The following is a 21,325-nucleotide window of genomic DNA, read 5'->3' on the forward strand; positions in this document are numbered from 1 at the left end:
CCGCCCTGCCATGAAGCGCTACGAAGCCCTGGCCGCCGACATCGAGGCGTCCATTCGCAACGGCACCCTGAAGACCGGCGACCGCCTGCCCTCGGTGCGCCACACCGGCGAGAGCCGCGGGGTCAGCGCGTCCACCGTGTTCCAGGCGTACTACCTGCTCGAGGCGCGCGGCCTGGTGCGCGCGCGCGACCGCTCGGGCTACTACGTGACCGGCGGCGGCCTGCGCGACGCGCCACCCGAGTCCACCCTCACCTCGCGCCCCGCCGACGGCCCGCGCTCGCTCGACGTGAGCGACCAGGTGTTCGACATCCTCGAAGCCAGCATGTCGCGCAAGGTGGTGCCCTTCGGCTCGGCCTTCCCGAGCCCGCTGCTGTTTCCGCTGGCGCGGCTGGGGCAGTTCATGGCGGCCAGCGCCAAGTCGCTGGACCCGTGGAGCACGGTGGACGACCTCACGCCCGGCAGCGCCGCGCTGCGCCGGCAGATCGCGCTGCGCTACCTGGGCGACGGCATGCCGGTGCCGGCCGACGAGATCGTCGTGACCAACGGCGCGCTGGAAGCGCTCAACCTCTGCCTCTCGGCCGTGACGCGGCCGGGCGACGCGGTGATCGTCGAGTCGCCCACCTTCTATGCCGCGCTGCAGGCCTTGCAGCGCATGGGCCTGCGCGCCATCGAGGTGCCCACGCATCCGGGCGAAGGCATCGACCTGGGCGCGCTGGAGCTGGCCATCGCGGCGCACAGGCCCACCGCCTGCTGGCTCATGACCACCTTCCAGAACCCGCTGGGCAGCCTGATGCCCGATGCGAAGAAGAAGGCGCTGGTCGCGCTGCTGGCGCGGCACCAGTTGCCGCTGATCGAGGACGACGTGTACGCCGAGCTCTACTTCGGCGAGCGCCGCCCGCCCCCGGCCAAGGCCTTCGACACACAAGGCCTGGTGCTGCACTGCGCCTCGTTCTCCAAGTGCCTGGCGCCCGGCTACCGCATCGGCTGGGCATCGGCCGGGCGCTTCGCACGGCAGGTGGCGCGGCAAAAGCTCACGACCACGCTCAGCACCTCGGCGCCGTCGCAGCTCGCGCTGGCCGGCTACCTGGAAAAGGGCGGGCTCGACAAGCACCTGCGCCGGCTGCGCCAGACGCTGGCCCTGCAACAGGCCACCTTCGCGCAGGCCGTGGGGCATTACTTTCCGGCGGGCACGCGTGCGACGCGGCCGCTGGGCGGGTACTTCCTGTGGGTCGAGCTGCCGGCGCGGGTGAACGCGCTGGAGATTCACGGCAAGGCGCTGGCGCTCGGCATCAGCGTGGCGCCCGGGCCGATCTTCTCGGCCACGCGCGCTTTCACCAACTGCCTGCGCCTGAACTATGGCCACCCCTGGGACGCGCTCAGCGAGCAGGCAATGCAGACCCTTGGCCGCCTGGTCGCCGAAGCGTCCTGAACAGCAGGAACGCCGCGATGCCCACGTTGAGCAGGTTCCACGCAATGCCGTTCAGGAAGGCCGCGTGGTAGCTGCCCGTGAGGTCGAACACCTTGCCCGACATCCAGCCGCCCAGCGCCATGCCGAACAGCGTGAACATCAGCACCGTGCCCACGCGCGCGCCCGCATCCTCCGGCGGAAAGTGTTCGCGAACGATGATGGCGTACGAAGGCACGATGCCGCCCTGGAACAGCCCGAACAGCGCCGAGATCACATACAGCGGCACCAGCCCGTCGAAGGGCAGGAACAGCAGCAGCGCCACGCACTGCAGCAGGCCGCCGAGCATCAGCGTGCGCAGCCCGCCGATGCGGTCGCAGATGACGCCCGACACCAGCCGGCTCACGATGCCGAAGCCCAGCATCAGCGACAGCATCATCGCGCCCTGTGCCGGCCCGTAGCCCAGGTCGCCGCAGTAGGCCACGATGTGCACCTGCGGCATCGCCATGGCCACGCAGCACGCGACACCGGCCACGCACAGCAGGCCCTGCGCCGTGCCCATGCGCAGGCCGAAGGGCCGCGTGGGGTCGCGTGCGGCCAGGCCACTCGACCGGTTCGACGCGCCGGCAGGCAGTGCCTGCGCAAGCGCAGGCGGCCGCGCGCGGAACAGCAACGCGAGCAGCGCCATCGTCACGCCGCAGAAGATGCCCATGCCGATGTAGGTCTGCCGCCAGCCCACCGTCTCCACGAAGTGCTGCGCGATCGGCGGCCACACCGCGCCGGCCAGGTAGTTGCCGCTGGCGCAGACCGCCACCGCGATGCCGCGCCGCTTGACGAACCACAGCGAGGTGTCGGCCACCAGCGGTGCGAAGGTCACCGAGCAGCCGAGCAGCCCGACCAGCAATGCCTGCGCGATGGTGAAGGACACGATGCCGCCCGACAGGCCCGTGGCGATGTAGCCCAGGCCGAGGAAGACCGAGCCGCCGAGCAGCGGCCACATCACGCCGACACGGTCGGCCAGCTTGCCCATGAGCACGCCGCCGAAGCCGAAGCCCAGCATCAGCAGCGTATAGGGCAGCGAGGCGTCGGCACGCGCCACGCCGAACTCGGCCTGCACCGCGGGCAGCATCACCGACACCACGTACATGCCGCTGCTGCCGACCGTCATGATCAGCAGCGTGAGGCCAAGGCGCAGCATGGCGTAGCGTGAATCGGGCAGGTGGCCGGGTGGGGTGAGGGGCGTTGTCTCCGCGCGGGTCATTGTTGTTGTCTCTCTTCTTCTTTCGGGGCGGCGTCAGGTGCGCCGCCGGGGGGGCGAAGGCGGCGGATGCACGTCGTGCACCACCTGCCCCGCAGTGAGCGTGTTGATCGTCGCGCCGGCGATGTCCATGAGGATCCGGCTGCGCTCCGCCGTCAGCGACACGGTGAGGTGCTGCACCGGCTGGGCGTCGAGGTCGTGCAGCAGGCGCACCATCTTCAGCAGCGGTGCGCCGGTGTCGACCTGCAGCAGCCGCGCGCGCACCGGGTCGGCCACCTCGGCCGTGATCTCCTGCACCACGCGGCCGAACTTCACGCCCTGCGACAGCAGGATCTCGTAGAGCGCATGCTTGCGCAACGCAGCGGCCGACACGCGCTTGCCGAGCCGCGACGGCACCCACGCGTCGGTGAGCATGACCGGCACGCCGTCGATGCTGCGCAGGCGCAGCGCATGCACGGCCTTCTCGTCGGGCGCGAGCTGCAGCAGCGCGGCCACGTCGGGCGGCGCCACGGACTGCGCGACCTCGAGCACCTCGACATCGGTTTCGAGTGCCGCCTTGCGCAACCCGTCGACCAGGCCGAGGCTGGGCCGTGCGCGCACCTGCGGCAGGTCGGCGCGCACGAAGGTGCCCAGGCCGTGCCGGCGTTCGACCAGGCCCAGCGAAGCCAGGTCGGCCAGCGCCCGGCGCACTGTGATGCGCGACACGCCGAAGCGCTCGCACAGCGACTCTTCCTTCGGCAACGCGCCGGAGGCAAAGACGCCGCGGGTGATTTCGTCACGCAGCACGACGAAGAGCTGCCGGTGCAGCGAGGTGCCGGGACCGCGTTCGAGCGAGGGAGCAGATGCGGGAGGACGTGCCATGACAGAAGGAAAAGCGAAGGTCGAGCATAGCAAGACGCCAGGATGGCGGCCGGACGACACGCTTGCGGATTCCCTCCAGTTGTATTTAGAATATAAACACATCAACTCAAACGCCATCCGGCAAGGCCCCGCCATGACTCCCACCCCGACGCTCCCTTCGCTTCGCCAGCTGCTCGACGCGCCCGGCATGGTGATCGCCCCGGGCGCCTACGACGCCATCGGCGCGCGCCTGATCGAGCAGGCAGGCTTCGCCGCCGTCTACATGACGGGCGCCGGCACCTCGGCCGCGCGCGGCTTTCCCGACTTCGGCCTGCTCACGATGAGCGAGATGGTCGACAACGCGGCGGTGATGGCACGCTCGGTCGACATCCCGCTCATCGCCGACGCCGACACGGGCTACGGCAACGAGCTGAACGTGACGCGCACCGTGCGCGAGTACGAGGCGCGCGGCGTGGCCGCCATCCACATCGAGGACCAGGTCTCGCCCAAGCGCTGCGGGCACCTCGACGGCAAGCAGGTGGTGTCGCACGAGGAGTTCGTCTCCAAGGTTCGCGCCGCGGTGGAGGCACGCCGCACGAAGGCGTTCATGGTCATTGCGCGCACCGACGCGCGCGCCATGCTGGGCCTGGACGAAGCCATCGCGCGCGCCAACGCCGCGCTGCAGGCCGGCGCCGACATGGCCTTCGTCGAAGCCACGCAGACGCCCGAGGAAGCCGCCGCCGTGCCGAGGCGCGTGCACGGCCCCTGCCTGCTCAACGTGGTGCCCGGCGGGCGCACGCCGGTGTTCGACCTGCGCGAAGCCGAAGCCATGGGCTATAGGCTCGCGATCCTGCCGGGGCTGATGCTCAAGGCCGCCATCGAGGCAGGCGACGCGGCGCTGGCCGAGCTGAAGGCGACCTTCAAGGCCCCGACGGTGAACGCCACCGTGGCGCAGACCTTCCGCCGCTTCGGCGCGGACGAATGGGATGCCCTGCGGACGCGCTTCAACGCAGGCGCGGCGATGGAAAGCCGCTGACATGGCCCGCACCCTGTTCGACAAGCTCTGGGATGCCCACGTGGTGCGCGCGCTCGGCGACGACTGGGCGCTGCTGCACATCGACCGCCACCTGCTGCACGACCTGTCGGGCCCGCCCGCGATGGCCGAGGTGGCCGCGCGCGGCCTGCCGCTGCACAACCCGGAGCTGGACTTCGCCACGCCCGACCACGCCGCCTCCAGCCAGCCCGGGCGCACGCCCGGCACCTTTGCGCTGGGCGGCAGGCTGCACGGCGCGCTGCGCGACCTCAGCGCGAAATCGGGCGTGCGCTTCTACGACCTGGGCCAGCCGGGCCAGGGCATCGTGCACGTGATGGGACCCGAAATGGGCATCGTGCTGCCGGGCCTCACGGTGATCTGCGGCGACAGCCACACCTGCACCAACGGCGGCCTCGGCGCGCTGGCCTTCGGCGTCGGCTCTTCCGAGAGCACGCACGCGCTGGCCACGCAAACCTTGCGGCAGCAAAAGCCACGGCGCATGCGCATCCGCTGCGACGGCGTGCTCGGCGCGGGCGTCACCGCGAAAGACCTCGCGCTGCACATCATCGGCCGGCTGGGCGCTGCGGCGGGCGTGGGGTACGCCGTCGAGTTCGCGGGCGAGGCAGTGCGCGCGCTCGACGTCGAGGCGCGGCTCACCCTTTGCAACCTCACGGTGGAACTCGGCGCGCGCTTCGGCCTGATCGCGCCCGACCAGCGCACCGTCGACTGGGTGCGCGGGCGCCCCTTCGCGCCGACAGGGGCGGCGTTCGACGCCGCCGCCGCGTACTGGCTCTCGCTGGCATGCGACGACGACGCCGTGTTCGACCGCGAAGAGGCGATCGACGCCGCCGCGGTCGCGCCGACCGTCACCTGGGGCACCAGCCCCGAGAACGCGATTGCCATCGACGGCCATGTGCCCGACCCAGCCCATGCGCCGGACGAGGCAGCGCGCGGCGCCATCGAGGCCGCACTGGCCTACATGGGCCTCGCGCCGCGCGCAGCCATTGCGGGCACGCCGATCGACTGGGTCTTCATCGGCTCGTGCGCCAACTCGCGGCTGCCCGACCTGCGCGCCGCGGCCGAAGTGGCGCGCGGCCGGCATGTGGCCAAGGGTGTGACTGCATGGGTCGTGCCCGGCTCCGAGAACGTCAAGCGCGCCGCCGAGGCCGAAGGGCTGCACGAGGTGTTCGAGGCTGCGGGCTTCCAGTGGCGCGAACCCGGCTGCAGCATGTGCGTGGCCGCCAACGGCGAGCAGGTGCCGCCCAAGGCGCGCTGCGTGTCCACTTCCAACCGCAACTTCGTCGGGCGGCAGGGGCCCGGGGCGCGCACGCATCTGGCGAGCCCCGCGATGGCGGCTGCCGCGGCGGTGACCGGCCGCATCACCGACGTGAGGACGCTGGCATGACCATGACCCCCTTCACCTCGGTCACCGGCACCGCCGCGCCGCTGATGCGCGCCAACGTCGACACGGATGTGATCATCCGCATCGAGCGCCTCACCGCGTTCAAGCGCGACCAGCTCGGACCTTACGCATTCGAGGCACTGCGCCTGCGACCGGACGGCAGCGAAGACCCGCAATGCGTACTCAACCAGCCAGCCTTTCAGCGCGCGCCCGTGCTGCTGGCGGCGGAGAACTTCGGCTGCGGCTCGTCGCGCGAAGGCGCGGTGTGGGCGCTGATGGGCCTGGGCATCCGCTGCGTGATCGCACCGAGCTTCGGCGACATCTTCTTCAACAACTGCTTCCAGAACGGCGTGCTGCCGCTGCGCTGGCCGGTCGCGCAGGTCGAGGCGCTGGCGGCGCAGTGCGCGGGCGGCGCGGCGGTCACGGTCGACCTGCATGCGCAAACCGTCACCGCGCCCGACGGCCGGGTGTCGCCCTTCGACATCGACCCGCTGCGCCGCGAGGCATTGCTGCACGGCCTCGACGACATCGGCCTCACGCTGAAGGACGATGCGCTGATCCGCGAATGGCAGGAGGCCGACCGTGCGCGCCGGCCCTGGGCCTGGCCCGCCGCGCAGGGAGCCCTTGCATGAACGCAACCACGGCCACCTCGCTGCGGGGGCACCCCTGGGTGCTGCGGTGGGCCGGCCTGCTCACGCGAGGCCGGCAAGCCGGTGACGGCGTCGGCTGCAACCGCTCGCCCGCGCTCGCGTGGAGCGCCTTGCCCGCGCAGGCCACGCACTGGCTGCTGCCGTGCAAAGACCCCGATGTGCCTATGGCCCACGCCATCACGCACCTGCTCGCAGGGGGCCGCGCTCGATCGACGCGCTGTCCGAAGGCGCGCGGACGACTCGCCCCCCGGCCTGACATGCCGCGCGCCGCCCCGGATTCATTCATTCAAAACGGAGACAACATGACCATCGAACGCCTCAAGAAATACAAGCCACCGCCGGCACTTTGCGTGATCGCCGCCGCCGCGCTCTGCTTGCTCGCACCCCCTGCGTTCGCTCAGGCCGCCTGGCACCCCGATCGCCCCGTGACCCTCGTCGTGCCCTATGCCGCCGGCGGTGGGACCGACGCCACGGCGCGCGCGGTGTCCAAGCAGCTCGGCGTGATCTGGGGCCAGCCGGTGATCGTCGAGAACATGCCCGGCGCCGACGGCCTCATCGGCACGCGCCGCGTGATGGAAGCCAAGCCCGACGGCTACACGCTCTTGCTGCAGGTGCCTTCGATCGTCATCACCAAGTACACGCCGGGACTGAAGGGCATCGACCCGCTCGCGCGGCTGGAGCAGGTGACGGCCGTGTCGCAGTCGCCCGCGGCGGTGGTCGTGAGCGCCAAGCTGCCGGTGAAGACGTTCGGCGAGTTCGTGCAGTACTGCAAGACTGCCGCGCAGCCCTGCTCGCTGGCCACCGGTGAATCGCTGGCGCGGGTGTCGGCCAAGCAGCTCGCGGCCGAGGCGGGGCTGCCGAACCTGATCGTCGTCAACTACCGCGGCACGGGCGCCATCGTGACGGACATGATCGCGAACAACGTCAACATGGCGTTCACCGGCATCACCGCCGCGCTGCCGCACTACAAGGCCGGCACGCTGAAGATCCTCGCCACGCAAGGCCCCAAACGCGCCGCCGCCCTGCCCGAGGTGCCGACCACCGCCGAGGCGGGCTATCCGCAGTTCCAGTCGGTGACGTGGTTCGGCCTGTTCGCGCCCAAGGGCACGCCTGCGAAAGTCACGCAAGGCATCGTCGACGCGCTGCACGAGGCGGTGAAGGACGCCGACGTGCGCAAGACCATCGCCTCGGCCGGCGCCGAGCCGGTGGTGAACACCCCTGCCGCCTTTGCGGCGCAGGTGCGGGAAGAAAGCGAGCGCATGGCGGCGCTCGTCAAGCTCTACCCGCTCGAGTAAGGCAACCCTCCCTCTTCCATCTTCCCTGGCCCGGGCGCCGCGCATCGGCCGCGCCCGCCGGCCTTTTCTGCCCAAGGAGCAAGACCATGGCTTCCATTCCCCAGACCGAACAGGTCGGCGTTCGCTGCGTGCTGATGCGCGGCGGCACCAGCAAGGCGCTGTTCTTCCACGAACGCGACGTGCCCCCCGCGGGCCCCGCGCGCGACCGGCTGCTCAAGCGCGCGATGGGCACGCCCGACGTGCTGCAGATCGACGGCATGGGCGGCTCGCGGCTCGTGACCTCGAAGGTCGCCATCGTCCAGCGCTCCGCGCGCGAGGATGCCGACGTCGACTACACCTTCGCGCAGGTCGACGTGGACCGCGACGGCATCGGCTACGACGCCAACTGCGGCAACATCTCCTCGGCCGTCGCGCCCTTCGCCATCGACGAAGGGCTGGTCGAGGCCGTCGAGCCGGTGACCACCGTGCGCATCCACAACACCAACACCGGCAAGCTGCTGGTGTCGAAAGTGCAGGTGAAGAACGGCAAGGCCCGCGTGCACGGCGACTGCGCCGTTCCCGGCGTGCCGGGCACGGGCGCGGAGATCCTCATGGACTACGCGGGCACCGTGGGCGCCAAGACCGGCCGGCTGCTGCCCACGGGCCGGGAAGTGGACACAGTGACGCTGGAAGATGGCCGCCGCATCGAGGTCTCGCTGTGCGACACGGCCAACCCCTGCGTGTTCATCGCGGCGCCATCGCTCGGCATGCACGGCAGCGAGCTGCCCGACGCCATCAGCGCCGACCGCGCGCTCATCGAGACGCTGGGCGAGATCCAGTCGAAGATGGGCGAACGCATCGGCCTGTACGCCGACTGGCGCGAGGTGCACCTGCCGGGCCTGCCGCTGGCGGTGATCGTCGCGCCGCCGGCCGACTACGTGGACGTGAATGGCCAGACGCAGGCGGCCGCCACCATGGACCTGCGGGCGCGCCTCGTGTTTCTCGGCAAGTGCCACGACAGCATGGCCGGCACCGGGTCGATGTGCACGGCCGCCGCCTCGCGCGTGACCGGCTCCACGGTGCACCAGGCCGTCGGCGCGCAGCGCGCGGCGACCGGCACGCTGCGCATCGGGCATCCGCTCGGCGTGATGGAAGTGAAGGTGGTGGCCGAAACCTCCGACCACCCGGCAGACACCCGCTTCTCGGCGCTGGGCCTCACGCGCACCGCGCGCCGACTGATGGCGGGCGAGGTCTACGTGCCCGTGGAGGAACACGCATGAATGCAACGTTCTCGCGGCGCACGTTTGCCGCGCTCTGCCTCACGGCAGCAGCCATCGCCACCACCACGGCCGTTGCACAAGGCCCGCTGCCCAACAAGCCGCTGCGCATCGTGGTCGGCTACCCCGCCGGCCAGACGGTGGACATCATTGCGCGCAACTACGCCGCAGCGCTCACCAAGGAGCTGGGCCAACCGGTATACGTCGACAACCGCGCAGGCGCCAACGGCAGCCTCGGCGCGCAGGAGGTGAAGCGCAGCGCGCCCGACGGCAGCACCCTGCTGCTCGGCACGCTGGGGCAGATGGCCATCAACCCGACGCTGTACAAGAAGCTGCCCTACGACACGCTGAACGATTTCGCCCCGGTGTCGCTGGTCAGCATGGGCTCGCTGCTGCTGGTGGCGAACCCGTCGTTCCCCGCGAACGACGCGAAGGAGCTGATCGCCTACGCCAAGGCGCGCCCCGGCAAGGTCGACTTCGGCTCGGGCGGCAACGGCATCACCGCGCACCTGGCGATGGAGATGTTCCAGGCGCAGGCCGGCATCCGGCTCAATCACATTCCCTACAAGGGTTCGCCCGCGGCGCTGAACGACCTGATGGGCGGCCAGGTGTCGCTGATGTTCGATGCCTTGCCATCGGTGCTGCCGCACGTGAAATCGGGCAAGCTGAAAGCACTGGCCATCTCGGGACTGAAGCGCAACCCGCAGTTGCCCGCGGTGCCCACGGTGGACGAACAGGGCTTCAAGGGCTTCGACGTGAATTCGTGGGTCGGCTTTCTCGCGCCGGCCGGCACGCCGCCGGCCACGGTGGAGGCGCTCAACGCGGCCATCCACCGCGCGGCGGCCAGCCCCGCGCTGCAGGAGGCCACGCGCGCCATCGGCTCCGAGGTGTCGGTGGACTCGTCCGCCCATTTCGCGGCCTTCCTGCAGAGCGAAGTGAAGAAATGGGGCAAGGCCGTGACGGACGGCAATGTCCAGATCGACTGACGAACCGGAGCCCTTCCATGCAAAGCAAAGCCACGACCCTTTCCGCGGACGCCACCGACCCCTCGGGCCCTACCGGCCGCCTGGCCCACTGGCTCGCCGACTTCCGCCTCGACACCGCGCCCGCTTCGGCGCGCGAACGCGCCAAGGCCCTCACCCTCGACGGCATCGCCTGCGCCATCGTCGGCGCGCAGCTGCCGTGGTCGCGCACTGCCGCGCAGATCGTGCAGAAGTTCGAAGGCCGCGGCGACCGCACCATCGTCGGCTGGGGCGCGCGCACCAGCGCACCGGGCGCGGCGCTGCTCAACGGCACCTTCATCCAGGGCTTCGAACTGGACGACTACCACCCGCTGGGCCCGCTGCACAGCGCATCGATCGTGCTGCCCGCGCTGTGGGCGGCCTCGGAAGGCGACCTGAAGGTCACGGGTCGCCAGTTCCTCGAAGCCGCCCTGGCCGGCTACGAAGTCGGACCGCGCGTGGGCATGGCGCTGCATGGTGCGCAGATGCTGTCGCGCGGCTGGCACTCGGGTTCGGTGTTCGGCACGCACGCGGCGGCGGCGGCGGTCGGCAAGCTGCTGGGGCTGGACCCCGCGCGCTTCGAAGACGCGCTGGGCCTGGCGGGCACGCAGTCGGCCGGGCTCATGGCCGCGCAGTACGAGGCAATGTGCAAGCGCATGCACCATGGCTTCTCGGCGCGCAACGGCCTGTATGCCGCTGTGCTGGCCGAAGGCGGCTACACCGGCATCAAGCGTGTGTTCGAGCGCGAGTACGGCGGCTTCCTCTCCACCTTCGGCGAAGGTCACGACCCCGACGCGTCGAAGATCACCGAGGCGCTGGGCGAGCGCTGGGAGGTGGAGCGCATCGTCATCAAGCCCTATGCGGCGATGGGTGGCATCCACTCGCCGCTGGACGCGCTGTTCGACGCCGCCGCGCAGCGCAAGCTGGTGCCCGAAGACATCGCGCGCATCGAGGTCGAGGTGAGCCACGCGGTCTACCACCACGGCTGGTGGGTGCCCGAGCGGCCGCTGACGCCCATCGGCGCGCAGATGAACATCGGTTACGCGCTGGCCGTGGCGGTGCTCGACGGCGAAGCGATGGTGAAGCAGTTCACACCCGCGCGCATCGACGCCGACGACGTGTGGGCGCTGATTCCGCGCATCGAGGTGCGGCACCAGCCCGAATTCGATACCGGCGGCCCGCTGAAGCGTGGCCGTGTGCGGCTGGCGGTGAGCTTCACTGACGGCCAGCGCATCCAGATCGACCGCAACGCGTCCCGCGCCATCGAGTCGCCGCAAAGCAGCGACGAGGTCGCGGCCAAGTACCGCGCGCTGACCGACGGACTGATCGATGGCGCGCGGCAGCAGGCCATCGAGCAGATGGTGCATTCCATCGAAGACCTGCCCGACGTGCGCGAGCTACTCGCGCTGCTGGCGCCGCCTGTGGCGGCGGCCTTCGACTGACAGGCCCTGAAAAGAACGAAGGAGACAAGACACCATGACGCACACATCCGCGCACACCTCCACTCACACGCACCGCCGCACGTTCTCGCTGGGCCTGCTGGCACTCGCGGGTGCGGCCTGCCTGCCCGCCCGCGCGCAGGACCCGTGGCCCGCAGCCAAGCCGATCCGCCTGGTGCTGCCGTTCTCCGCCGGCGGCCCCGGCGACACCAACGTGCGCGCCATGGCGCAGGCCCAGGGCAAGCGGCTGAACCAGACCATCATCGTGGACAACCGGCCGGGCGCCGGCGGCATCATCGGCAGCGAATACGTCGCCAGGAGCGCGCCCGACGGCTACACCTGGCTGTCGGCCGGCAACGGGGCCATCGCCAACGCGCTGCTGCGCCCGAAGATGCCGTATGCGGAGACCGACCTCGTGCCCGTGGTGGGCACCAGCACCGCGCCCTCGGTGCTGGTCACCAACGCGGGCGTGCCGGTGAAGAACCTGAAGGAGCTGCAAGCGTGGGCCCGCGCCAAGGGCCGGCTGAACTTCGGCACCGCAGGCAGCGGCAGCACCGGGCACTTCGTGGCGGAGATGGTGGAGGCCGCGCTCGGCGTGCCGGTGACGCTGGTGCACTACAAGAGTGGCTCGCAGACGGTGAACGCCATCGTCGGCGGCGAGGTGGACCTGGCCTCGGAGGCACCCATCGGGGTCTCCGCGTTCGTGCAGTCGGGCAAGCTGCACGCGCTGGCGCTCACGGCACGCGAACGCACCGGACCGATGAAGCAGGTGCCGACCACGGTCGAGCAAGGCTTCCCGACGATCCTCATGCAGCACTGGGGCGGCATCTTCGCGTCGAAGGGCACGTCGCCCGCCGTGCTCGACCGCATCGCCGAAGTGACCCTGCGCTCCTACCAGGAAGACGCCGACCTGATCGCGCAGACCGAGCGCGGCGGCGCGCAGCCGATGCTGCTGGGGCGCGCTGGTTTCGAGAAATTCCTGCTGGAGGAGCGCACGCGCATGGCGCAGATCGTCACCGCGTCGCACATGACGCTGGAATAGCCGCCGGCCCGGTACCGGGAATCAGTGCTGCGGCGCGGCAAAGACACCCGCGGCCAGCGCCTTGGGCATCGGTCCACCAGGCTTGGGCTTGTCGTCGCAGCCGGCAGTCAGCAGGCCGAGGCAGAACAAAAGAACGAATGCTGTGCTTCTCATACAGCCCATGCTATGACCGCGCCGCGGTGCGTCAAGTCGGACACCGCGCCGAACCGCCTCACCAGGCGTCGAGCACGTCGTGCGCAATGCCGAAGCCGGTGCTCGCGCCGCTGCCGCTGGTGACCAGCACCACGCGCGTGGCGTCGTCCGGCGCGTCGATCACGCAGGGCGTGGTCTTCGACGACGGGTACACGCCGGTCCAGCGCTCGGTGACCTGCGCGGCCTCCAGGTTCAGCGTGCTGCGCAGGTGACGCAGGATGAGCTGGTCGACCGCCTCCATCGCGAAGGGCTCGGGCGCATCGGCGTAGTGGTGCGAGTCGCCCACCACCAGCGAGCCGTCGGCGCTCTGCACCACGATGAGGTGGATGCCGTGCGCCAGCGAGGCCGCTTCTTCCTGTTGCAGCCGTGCGCGCAGCGCGGCGGCCTCGGGCAGCGTGCTGTAGCCCTCGTAGCGCACCAGGCTCAGGTCCATCATCACGGAGCCGGGCAAATGAAAGCCGGGCTCGGGCTGCACGCGCAGCATCTGCAGGCGGCACAGCGTGAGGTCGTGCGCGGCGATGCGCTCGGCGAACAGGCCGTGCAGGTCGGTGTTGGTGCACACCACCACGCGCTCGGCATGCAGCGTGCCGCGCGAGGTGCGCACGCGCGGTGCTTCGACTTCGTGCACCGCTTCGCCGAAGCGGAAAGTCACGCCGTGCGCCTCGGCCAGCCACTTCGCGAGCCGGCCGATGGCGGTGCGCGATTCCACGCGCAGCTCGTGCGGGCTGAACAGCACCGACTGCGCATCGGCCAGGCTCAGCGCCGGTGCCTTGGCCTGCGCATCGGCGGCGTCGAGCAGCTCGCAGCCCTCGCCCATCGGCGTGCGCATGAAGGCCTCGAGCACGTCGTGCGCCTCGGGGCGGTAAGCGGCGAGCCAGAGGTTGCGGTGCACGATGTCGATGCCCGCATACGGCGCGATCTGCTGCCACACCTCGCGCGCATGCATCGCACGGCGCCAGGTGTCGCCCGGTGCCTGGCCGGTGACGGTGATGAAGCCGAAGTTGCGGATCGACGCGCCCACGCAGGCCGCGTCGCGCTCGACCACGCACACCTTCAGGCCGCGCTGCGCGGCGGTGTAGGCGTGGGCCAGGCCGACGATGCCGGCGCCGACCACGATCAGGTCGAAATGGTCAGAGTAAAGAGCTCGGGTCGCGGGCTTCACCGGTGTCTCCATGCCTGGGTGCGCTTGAGTGCCCCCTGCCCCGCGAGCGCGAACAGGCCCCGGCCGAGCGCGGCCGTGAGCATGATCAGCGAGGCCATGGCGGCGGCCGGCGCAACGTCGCCGGCGTCGTCCATGTTGAGCACGGCAATGGCGGCCAGCGAAGTCTGCGGCGAATAGAGGAACACGACAGCCGACACGGTCGTCATCGCGTTGACGAAGAAGTAGCCGCCCACGCCGAGCACGGTGGGCAGCGCCACCGGCAGGTGCACGCGCCACAGGGTGCGCCAGAAGGGCACGCCCATCGACTCGGACACCAGCTCGTACTCGCGGTCGAGCTGGCGCAGCGCGGTGAGCGAGGTGAGGTGCGCCACCGAGAAGAAGTGCGCCACGGTGCACACCACGAGGATGGTCATGCTGCCGTAGATGCCGCGCAGCGGGTTCGACGGCGAGATGAAGAAGAAGATGTAGCCCACGCCCAGCACCAGCCCGGGCACGGCCAGCGGCAGGTTGGCCAGCAGGTTGAGCAGTTCGCGCAGCAGCCCGAAGTGGCGCGGCTTCTCGACCAGGTAGGCCGAGACGAAGGTGGCGAGCGCACCCGCCACCGCCGCGCACACGGCCAGTCGCAGCGAGTTGAAGTAGCTGCCCCAGCCGCCGCCGTCCATGTTGCTGAAGTCGTAGTTCTTCACCGACGGCGCGAGGTTGTAGGGCCAGTAGGTGGCCAGCGAGGCGAACACGGCCATGCCGATCATCACGAGGATGGCGCACGCGGTGAGCACGCAGAACGCGAGCAGCGCGCGGTCGCGCGACTTCACCGGTTCGGGCTGGTACGGCGTGGCGCGTGCCGACAGCGCCGCGGCCTGCTTGCCGCGCACGCGGCGCTCGACCAGGAAGGACAGCACCGCGGGAATGAGCAGCACCAGGCCGACCACGGCGCCCATCTGGAAGTTCTGTTGCCCGACCACCTGCTTGTAGATGTCGGTCGCGAGCACGCCGGTCTGGCCGCCCACCACCTTGGGCACGCCGAAGTCGGTGATGACCAGCACGAAGACCACCATCGCGGCCACGATCAGGCCGTAGCGCGACGACGGCAGCGTCACGGTACGGAAGATGCGCCAGCGCGAGGCGCCGAGGGTCTGCGCGGCTTCGTACAGCCGGCCGTCGGAGGTGGCCATGGCCGTGGTGAGGATCAGCAGCGCATGCGGCAGCGTCCAGAACACCGAGCCCAGCACGATGCCCAGCGGCCCGTAGATCGACACCTCGCCCAGCAGCCCCTTGAACAGGCCCTGGTTGCCGAACAGATACACGAGGCTGATGGCCGGCAGGAGCGAAGGCGCGAGCAGCGGCACCAGCGCCACCGCGCGCAGAAGGCCCTTGGCCGGCATGCACGACAGCGTGAGCCCGTAGGCGTACACGTAGGCGATGCCGGTGCAGATGACGGCGCTGACGGCGGCGAGCCCCAGGCTGTTGAACGCCGACTGCACGAGCGCCGGGTTGTCGAGGTAGCGCGCAAAGTTGGCGAGGCCCACGAAGGCGCCCGCGCGGTCGAAGAAGCTCTGGCCGACCAGCGCACTTACGGGCAACGCGACGATCACGACCAGCACAAGCACCATCAGCAGCACGGCGGCACCGGTCAGCCATCGCTCGCGGTCGAACGCGCCCATGCGCGCCATGCGCGCCGTCGCCACCGGCAGGACGGCAACGGCGTCGGGAGAACTGCTCATGCTCAATGCGCCAGCACCGACAGCGCGTTCAACGGCAACTGGATATGCACCATGCTGCTGGGCACCAAGGGCTCGCCGCCGCCACCGCGCGCATCGGCGGGCAGCTCGGCTTCTATCTCTATGCCCAGCGGCTCGCATGCCAGGCGGGCCGAGGTGCGGTTGCCGAAGAACTCGGTGTCGAGCAAGCGCGCCGCGAAGCTGTTGGCGCCGAGTTCGGTGCCGAAGCGCTTGACCACCACGTGTTCGGGGCGAATGCCCACGGTGGCCTGCGAACCGACGCTCAAGTTGCCCGGCGCGCAGAACAGCTCGCTGTCGCGCACCCGCACCTTGCCGTCGGCCAGCACCGTCGCGGGCAGCATGTTCATGCGCCCGACGAAGCCGGCCGCGAAACGGGTGCGCGGCTGGCGGTACAGCTCGTCGGGGGTGCCCGCCTGCTCGATGCGGCCGTTGTGCATCAGCACCACGCGGTCGGCCATCGACAGCGCTTCTTCCTGGTCGTGCGTGACCATGATGGTGACGATGCCCAGGCGCTTCTGCAGCGCGCGGATTTCGCTGCGCAGGCTGGCGCGCACCTGCGCGTCGAGCGCGGAGAGCGGCTCGTCGAGCAGCAGCAGGCGCGGGTTGGGGGCCAATGCACGCGCCAGGGCGACACGCTGCTGCTGGCCGCCCGAGAGCTGCACGGGGTACTTGTCGGCATGCGCGGTGAGGCCGACCAGGTCGAGCATCTCGCGCGAACGCTTGGCCATCTCGCGGGCCAGTGCGCCCGTGGGATGCAGGCCGTAGGCGATGTTCTGCGCGGCCGTGAGGTTGGGAAACAGCGCGTACGACTGGAACACCACGCCGAAGCCGCGCGCCGCGGGCGGCAGGCCCGCGATGTCCTGGCCGCCCAGCAATATCTGGCCGCTGTCGGCGCGCTCGATGCCGCACACGATGCGCAGCAGCGTGGTCTTGCCGCAGCCCGAGGGGCCGAGCAGGCACACGAACTCGCCAGGCTCGATGTCCAGGTCGATGCCGTCGAGCACGCGTGTGGCGCCAAAGGACTTGCCGATGCCGCGAAGGGAGAGAAAGCTGCTGCTCGTCATGACCAGGTACCGCTTCGTTTCAAGGGGATCAGAGCGGCTTCTTCTCGGACTTCGACTCGTAGCGCTTGGACCACTCCGTCAGGATGCGGTCGCGGTTGGCGGCGGCCCAGGTGAAGTCGTTCTTGGCGAGCAGCTTCTCCACATCGCCCGGCACGAACTCCAGCTTTTCCTGGATGCCCGGCAGCGCAAGCACGGCGAAGTTCTTCGCGTACAGCTCGTTGGCCTGCTTCGTCACGGCCCAGTCGGCCAGCGCCTTGGCGGCGTCCTGCTTCTTGCTGGTCTTGATGATGCCGGTGGCTTCCATGTCCCAGCCCAGGCCTTCCTTGGGCAGCACGATGTCGATGGGCGCGCCGTCGCGCTTGGTCTTGTTGGCGCGGTATTCGAACGACATGCCGAGCGCGAACTCGCCCGCGCCGGCCTGGCGGCAGGGCTTGCTGCCCGACTGGCTGTAGATGCCGATGTTCTGGTGCAGCGCGTCCATGTACTTCCAGGCCTTGTCCTCGCCCATCATCTGGATCCAGCCCGACACCATCAGGTAGCCCGTGCCCGAGGCGGCGGGGTTGGGCATGGTGATCTGGCCCTTGTAGACCGGGTTGGTCAGGTCGGCCCAGCTGGTGGGCTTGGGCAAGTTCTTCTTGGTGGCTTCGGAGGTGTTGAAGCAGATGGCCGACGACCACACGTCCATGCCGACCCACTTGGGCGGGTTCGCCGGATCGCGCATGGTGGGCTTGACGGCGTCCAAGCCCTTGGGCGCGTAGGGCTGGAGCATGCCTTCCTTGTCGAGCAGCATCAGCGAGGTGGCGGCCAGGCCCCACACCACGTCGGCCTGCGGGTTGGCCTTTTCGGCCAGCAGCTTGGCGGTGACGATGCCGGTGGAGTCGCGCACGAACTTCAGCTCGATGGCCGGGTTCTCCTTTTCGAAGGCGGCCTTGTAGGCCTGCACCTGGTCGGCTTCGAGCGCGGTGTAGACCAGCAGCTCGGTGCGGCCCTGGGCCGACGCGGCGAAGGCCATCGAAAGCAGGGCGGCCGGCACGACGGACCAGCGGAGTTGACGATGCAGCATGGTGGGATCCTTGGGAGAAAGTAGAGAGAAGAGAGGACGCGGTGCGGGGCAAACGGACAGGCAGGCGAAAGTACGAAAGTCGTCCGGTGCGGCGAATGCGGGCGATGCTGGCAGCGGCATGTGACAGGGATTTGTCGGATGCCCCAAAAAAACCCAAACGCCCAAAAAAGCGCCCGCGATCGGCGGCACCGTCATCCGCGTGTCACTGCCTGGCGGCAAAGTCCGGGTTCCATTGCCCGTGTTTTCGCTTCGCCCGCTCCGTTCACTTTCATGACCCTCGACCTCGCCGAGATCGCCCGCCTGTTCGCCGAACGCGGCGGGGTTGCCTACGCGGGTGAACCGGTGTCGCAGCTGGAGCACGCGCTGCAATGCGCCTGGCTGGCCGAACAGGCTGGCGCGAGCGACGCGCTGGTGACGGCCGCGCTGCTGCACGACCTGGGCCACCTGCTGATCGCCGAGCACCAGACGCTGTCGCGCTCGCCCACCGAGCTGGGCATCGACGACCGGCACCAGTACATCGCCCTGCCCCTGCTGCGCGGCGCCTTCGACGCCGAGGTGCGCGAGCCGATCCGGCTGCACGTGGATGCCAAGCGCTACCTGTGCGCCACGCAGGCCGGCTACTTCTCGAAGCTCTCGCCCGACTCGGTGCGCAGCCTGGCGTTGCAGGGCGGCGTGATGGACGGCGAGGCCGCGCAGCGCTTTGCCGCGCTCGAAGGGGCCGGCGACGCCGTGCGGCTGCGGCTGTGGGACGAAGAGGCGAAGGTGCAAGGGCTGCAAACGCCGCCGCTGGGGCACTTCCTGGCGACCGCGGCCAGGGTGATGCGGCGCTGATCGAAGTCTTTTTGGTGCCTGGGCCGCATTTCAGGCCGGTTTAAGAAACATTTGTCTACTATGGTTTCCTCACGATGAACGGCGCGCGAGCGCCTGCGAGGAAACCTGCATGTCTCTCTCCGTCACGGCGCGTGCCGCCACGTTCGCCCAGGTCCTGAGGCGCGTCTTCGCGCTGTCGGCGCCATATTTCAAGTCGGAGGAAAAGTGGCGCGCCCGCGCCATGCTGCTGACCATCGTCGCGCTCAACCTGTTCTATGTGTACGTGGCCGTGCTGGGCAACGAGTGGTACGGGCGCTTCTACGACGCGCTGCAGAACAAGAACGCGGTGGTCTTCTGGCACGAGGTGGGCGTGTTCGGCTGGATCGCCTTCGCCAACATCGCGGTGCAGGTGCTCAAGTTCTACGTGACCCAGTTGCTGCAACTGCGCTGGCGCTCCTGGATGACGCGCAGCTACCTGTCGCGCTGGATGGCCGACCGCACCTTCTATCACCTGGAGCTGGCGCGCTACGCCGGCAAAAACGGCCAGACGCCGGACAACCCCGACCAGCGCATCCAGGAGGACATGCAGATCTTCACCAGTTCCACGATGACGCTGTCGATGGGCCTGCTGAACGCCGTGGTCACGCTCATGAGCTTCATCGGCCTGCTCTGGGGGCTGTCGGGTAATTTCTCGTTCACGTTCAGCGGCACCACCTACCAGGTGGTAGGCGCGATGGTCTGGGTGGCGCTGGGTTATTCCATCATCGGCACCGTCATCACGCACTTCATCGGACGCCCGCTGATCGGGTTGAACTTCAGACAACAGCGCTACGAAGCCGACTTCCGGCACCACCTGGTGCGTGTGCGCGAGTACAGCGAAGCCATCGCGCTGGACAAGGGCGAGACGGTCGAGCGCGGCCAGCTCGACCTGCGCTTCGGCGACGTGCTGCGCAACTACCTGCAGTTGATCAAGCAGCAGAAGAACCTGGTCACCTTCACCTCGTTCTTCGGGCAGGCGGCAGTGATCTTTCCGTTCCTGGTGGCGGGGCAGCAGTACTTCGGCGGGGCCTTCCAGCTCGGCCACCTGATGCAGATCGGCTCGGCCTTCGGCAAGGTGCAGGAGTCGCTGAGCTGGTTCGTCGACAACTACGACAGCGTGGCCGTGTGGCGCGCCACCACCGACCGCCTGACCAGTTTCGACGACGGCATGCGCGCCCACGCCGAGCGCGACGACAGCGTGCAGCGCACCCCCGCGGCCGTGCTGCGCACCGACGACCTTGCGGTCGCGCTGCCCGACGGCGCGCCGCTGCTCGCCGGCGCCGCGCTGTCGGTCAAGCCCGGGGACAGCGTGTTGCTGCAGGGCCCGTCCGGCAGCGGCAAGTCGACGCTGTTCCGCTCGTTCGCCGGCATCTGGCCGTTCTCCAAGGGCCACATGCAGGTGCCGGACGACGCCGTCTTCATGCCGCAGCGCCCCTACGTGCCCGACGGCAAGCTGCGCGACGCGCTGACCTACCCCAACCCGGCCGCGGACTTCAGCGACGACCAGTTGCGCCAGGCGCTGACCGACGCCCTGCTGCCCGACCTGGCCACCCGCCTGGACGACAGCGACGCCTGGAGCCAGAAGCTCTCGGGCGGCGAGCAGCAGCGCCTGGCCATCGCGCGCGTGCTGCTGAAGAAGCCGGCATGGCTGTTCGCCGACGAGATCACCAGCGCGCTGGACGCGCACGCCGAGGGCGTGCTCTACAAGCGCCTCTCGGACACCGTGCAGGCCGCCGGGGGCGCCATGGTGTCGATCGCGCACCGTGCGGCGGTAGGCGACTTTCACAACCAGCGATGGACGCTGGAGCCGCAGGCCGAAGGATCGACGGGCGCGCGCTACCGGCTGAACACGGCGGCTGTTCAGCCCGCAGCGGCCTGACCGGAATATCGCTCCCAGCCCTTCTTGCGCAGGTCGCAGGCGGGGCACTCCCCGCAGCCGTAGCCCCAGGCCTGGCGGTGTTCGCGGTCGCCGAGGTAGCAGGTGTGGGTTTCTTCGACGATGAGGTCCACCAGCGGCTCGCCGCCCAGGCGGTGGGCCATGGCCCACGTCTCGGCCTTGTCGATCCACATGAGCGGCGTCTCGATGACCAGGCGGCGCTCCAGCCCGAGCGACAGCGCGAGCTGCATCGCCTTCATGGTGTCGTCCCGGCAGTCGGGGTAGCCCGAGAAGTCGGTTTCGCAGACGCCGGTGACGATCACCTGCAGCCCGCGCCGGTAGGCCAGCGCGCCGGCCAGCGTGAGGAACAGCAGGTTGCGCCCGGGCACGAAGGTGTTGGGCAGGCCGTCGGCCTGCATGGCGAACGCCACTTCCTCGGTGAGGGACGAGCCGCCCAGCTGCGCCAGCGCGGCGAGCGTGAGCACATGGTCTTCGCCCAGGCGGGGCGCCCAGTCGGGAAAGCGCTCGCGCACCTGCGTGAGGATGGTGCCACGCACGTCGAGCTCGACGCGGTGGCGCTGCCCGTAGTCGAAGCCCAGGGTTTCGACGCGCTGGTACCTGGAAAGCGCATCGGCCAGGCAGGTGGTGGAGTCCTGGCCGCCGGAGAACAGGACGAGGGCGGTGGTGTGCAGGGGCATATCCGTCGACGGCGGGCCGTCGTAGTCCAAAGCCGCAATTTTCGCAGGCCAGGTCGCGCGC

General features: G+C 69.7%; 19 protein-coding genes. 11 read left to right on the plus strand and 8 right to left on the minus strand.

What is annotated here, in order from left to right; translation table 11 throughout:
• The first annotated feature begins 10 nt into the window (after positions 1–10).
• Complete coding sequence (locus AC0IYU_RS13180; protein ID WP_435482703.1) at positions 11–1,429, plus strand: aminotransferase-like domain-containing protein; 1,419 nt, start codon at positions 11–13, stop codon at positions 1,427–1,429.
• Here AC0IYU_RS13180 and AC0IYU_RS13185 read toward each other — a convergent pair.
• A complete protein-coding gene (locus AC0IYU_RS13185) occupies positions 1,377–2,666 on the minus strand; it encodes an MFS transporter (protein ID WP_472117347.1) in 1,290 nt (429 codons plus the stop codon). The genes AC0IYU_RS13180 and AC0IYU_RS13185 overlap by 53 nt on opposite strands.
• 33 nt (positions 2,667–2,699) lie before the next feature.
• Positions 2,700–3,524 carry a GntR family transcriptional regulator gene (locus AC0IYU_RS13190; RefSeq protein WP_472117349.1) on the minus strand — a complete coding sequence of 275 codons (825 nt, stop codon included), beginning with the start codon at positions 3,522–3,524 and terminating at the stop codon, positions 2,700–2,702.
• A gap of 133 nt (positions 3,525–3,657) precedes the next feature.
• Between AC0IYU_RS13190 and AC0IYU_RS13195 the strand changes: the two genes are divergently transcribed.
• The 8 genes from AC0IYU_RS13195 (at position 3,658) to AC0IYU_RS13230 (ending at position 12,621) form a co-directional block, all read left to right on the plus strand.
• Positions 3,658–4,539, plus strand: a complete 882-nt coding sequence (locus AC0IYU_RS13195) for an isocitrate lyase/PEP mutase family protein (RefSeq protein WP_472117352.1) — start codon at positions 3,658–3,660, stop codon at positions 4,537–4,539.
• A 1-nt stretch (position 4,540) separates the two neighbouring features.
• Positions 4,541–5,941, plus strand: a complete 1,401-nt coding sequence (leuC, locus tag AC0IYU_RS13200; protein ID WP_472117356.1) for a 3-isopropylmalate dehydratase large subunit — start codon at positions 4,541–4,543, stop codon at positions 5,939–5,941.
• Positions 5,942–5,943: 2 nt separating this feature from the next.
• Complete coding sequence (gene leuD / locus AC0IYU_RS13205) at positions 5,944–6,570, plus strand: 3-isopropylmalate dehydratase small subunit (protein WP_472117458.1); 627 nt, start codon at positions 5,944–5,946, stop codon at positions 6,568–6,570.
• A complete protein-coding gene (locus AC0IYU_RS13210) occupies positions 6,567–7,883 on the plus strand; it encodes a Bug family tripartite tricarboxylate transporter substrate binding protein (RefSeq protein ID WP_472117359.1) in 1,317 nt (438 codons plus the stop codon). The genes leuD and AC0IYU_RS13210 overlap by 4 nt, the downstream gene beginning before the upstream one ends.
• A gap of 86 nt (positions 7,884–7,969) precedes the next feature.
• A complete protein-coding gene (locus AC0IYU_RS13215; RefSeq protein WP_472117362.1) occupies positions 7,970–9,142 on the plus strand; it encodes a PrpF domain-containing protein in 1,173 nt (390 codons plus the stop codon).
• Positions 9,139–10,125: a Bug family tripartite tricarboxylate transporter substrate binding protein gene (locus AC0IYU_RS13220; protein ID WP_472117366.1), complete on the plus strand. Its 987-nt coding sequence runs from the start codon at positions 9,139–9,141 to the stop codon at positions 10,123–10,125. Before AC0IYU_RS13215 ends, AC0IYU_RS13220 begins: the two co-directional genes overlap by 4 nt.
• 17 nt (positions 10,126–10,142) lie before the next feature.
• Entirely contained in the window at positions 10,143–11,582 is a 1,440-nt protein-coding gene (locus AC0IYU_RS13225) for an MmgE/PrpD family protein (RefSeq protein ID WP_472117369.1), read from the plus strand.
• 34 nt (positions 11,583–11,616) lie between these two features.
• Entirely contained in the window at positions 11,617–12,621 is a 1,005-nt protein-coding gene (locus tag AC0IYU_RS13230) for a tripartite tricarboxylate transporter substrate binding protein (RefSeq protein WP_472117372.1), read from the plus strand.
• 21 nt (positions 12,622–12,642) lie between these two features.
• Here AC0IYU_RS13230 and AC0IYU_RS13235 read toward each other — a convergent pair whose 3' ends face one another.
• The 5 genes from AC0IYU_RS13235 to AC0IYU_RS13255 are packed head-to-tail and all read right to left on the minus strand — an operon-like array spanning position 12,643 to position 17,841.
• On the minus strand, positions 12,643–12,774 hold the full coding sequence (locus AC0IYU_RS13235; protein ID WP_472117375.1) for a hypothetical protein: 132 nt from the start codon (positions 12,772–12,774) through the stop codon (positions 12,643–12,645).
• Positions 12,775–12,832: 58 nt separating this feature from the next.
• A complete protein-coding gene (locus AC0IYU_RS13240; RefSeq protein ID WP_472117377.1) occupies positions 12,833–13,975 on the minus strand; it encodes a TIGR03364 family FAD-dependent oxidoreductase in 1,143 nt (380 codons plus the stop codon).
• A complete protein-coding gene (locus AC0IYU_RS13245) occupies positions 13,972–15,696 on the minus strand; it encodes a putative 2-aminoethylphosphonate ABC transporter permease subunit (protein ID WP_472117380.1) in 1,725 nt (574 codons plus the stop codon). The genes AC0IYU_RS13240 and AC0IYU_RS13245 overlap by 4 nt, the downstream gene beginning before the upstream one ends.
• 2 nt (positions 15,697–15,698) lie before the next feature.
• Positions 15,699–16,778, minus strand: a complete 1,080-nt coding sequence (locus tag AC0IYU_RS13250) for an ABC transporter ATP-binding protein (protein ID WP_472117383.1) — start codon at positions 16,776–16,778, stop codon at positions 15,699–15,701.
• Between the two features lie 28 nt (positions 16,779–16,806).
• A complete protein-coding gene (locus tag AC0IYU_RS13255; protein ID WP_472117386.1) occupies positions 16,807–17,841 on the minus strand; it encodes a putative 2-aminoethylphosphonate ABC transporter substrate-binding protein in 1,035 nt (344 codons plus the stop codon).
• A 270-nt stretch (positions 17,842–18,111) separates the two neighbouring features.
• On the opposite strand from AC0IYU_RS13255, the gene AC0IYU_RS13260 reads away from it, so the two are divergent.
• On the plus strand, positions 18,112–18,672 hold the full coding sequence (locus AC0IYU_RS13260; protein WP_472117389.1) for a phosphonate degradation HD-domain oxygenase: 561 nt from the start codon (positions 18,112–18,114) through the stop codon (positions 18,670–18,672).
• 109 nt (positions 18,673–18,781) lie between these two features.
• The gene (locus AC0IYU_RS13265; protein WP_472117392.1) at positions 18,782–20,569 is read left to right on the plus strand and encodes an ABC transporter ATP-binding protein/permease; all 1,788 of its coding nucleotides are present in this window, start codon (positions 18,782–18,784) and stop codon (positions 20,567–20,569) included.
• Here the strand turns inward: AC0IYU_RS13265 and queC are convergent.
• Positions 20,551–21,264, minus strand: a complete 714-nt coding sequence (gene queC, locus AC0IYU_RS13270; protein ID WP_472117396.1) for a 7-cyano-7-deazaguanine synthase QueC — start codon at positions 21,262–21,264, stop codon at positions 20,551–20,553. The two genes, AC0IYU_RS13265 and queC, sit on opposite strands and share 19 nt — an antisense overlap.
• Between the last annotated feature and the right edge of the window lie 61 nt (positions 21,265–21,325).

This window comes from Variovorax sp. AC103 (assembly GCF_979254005.1).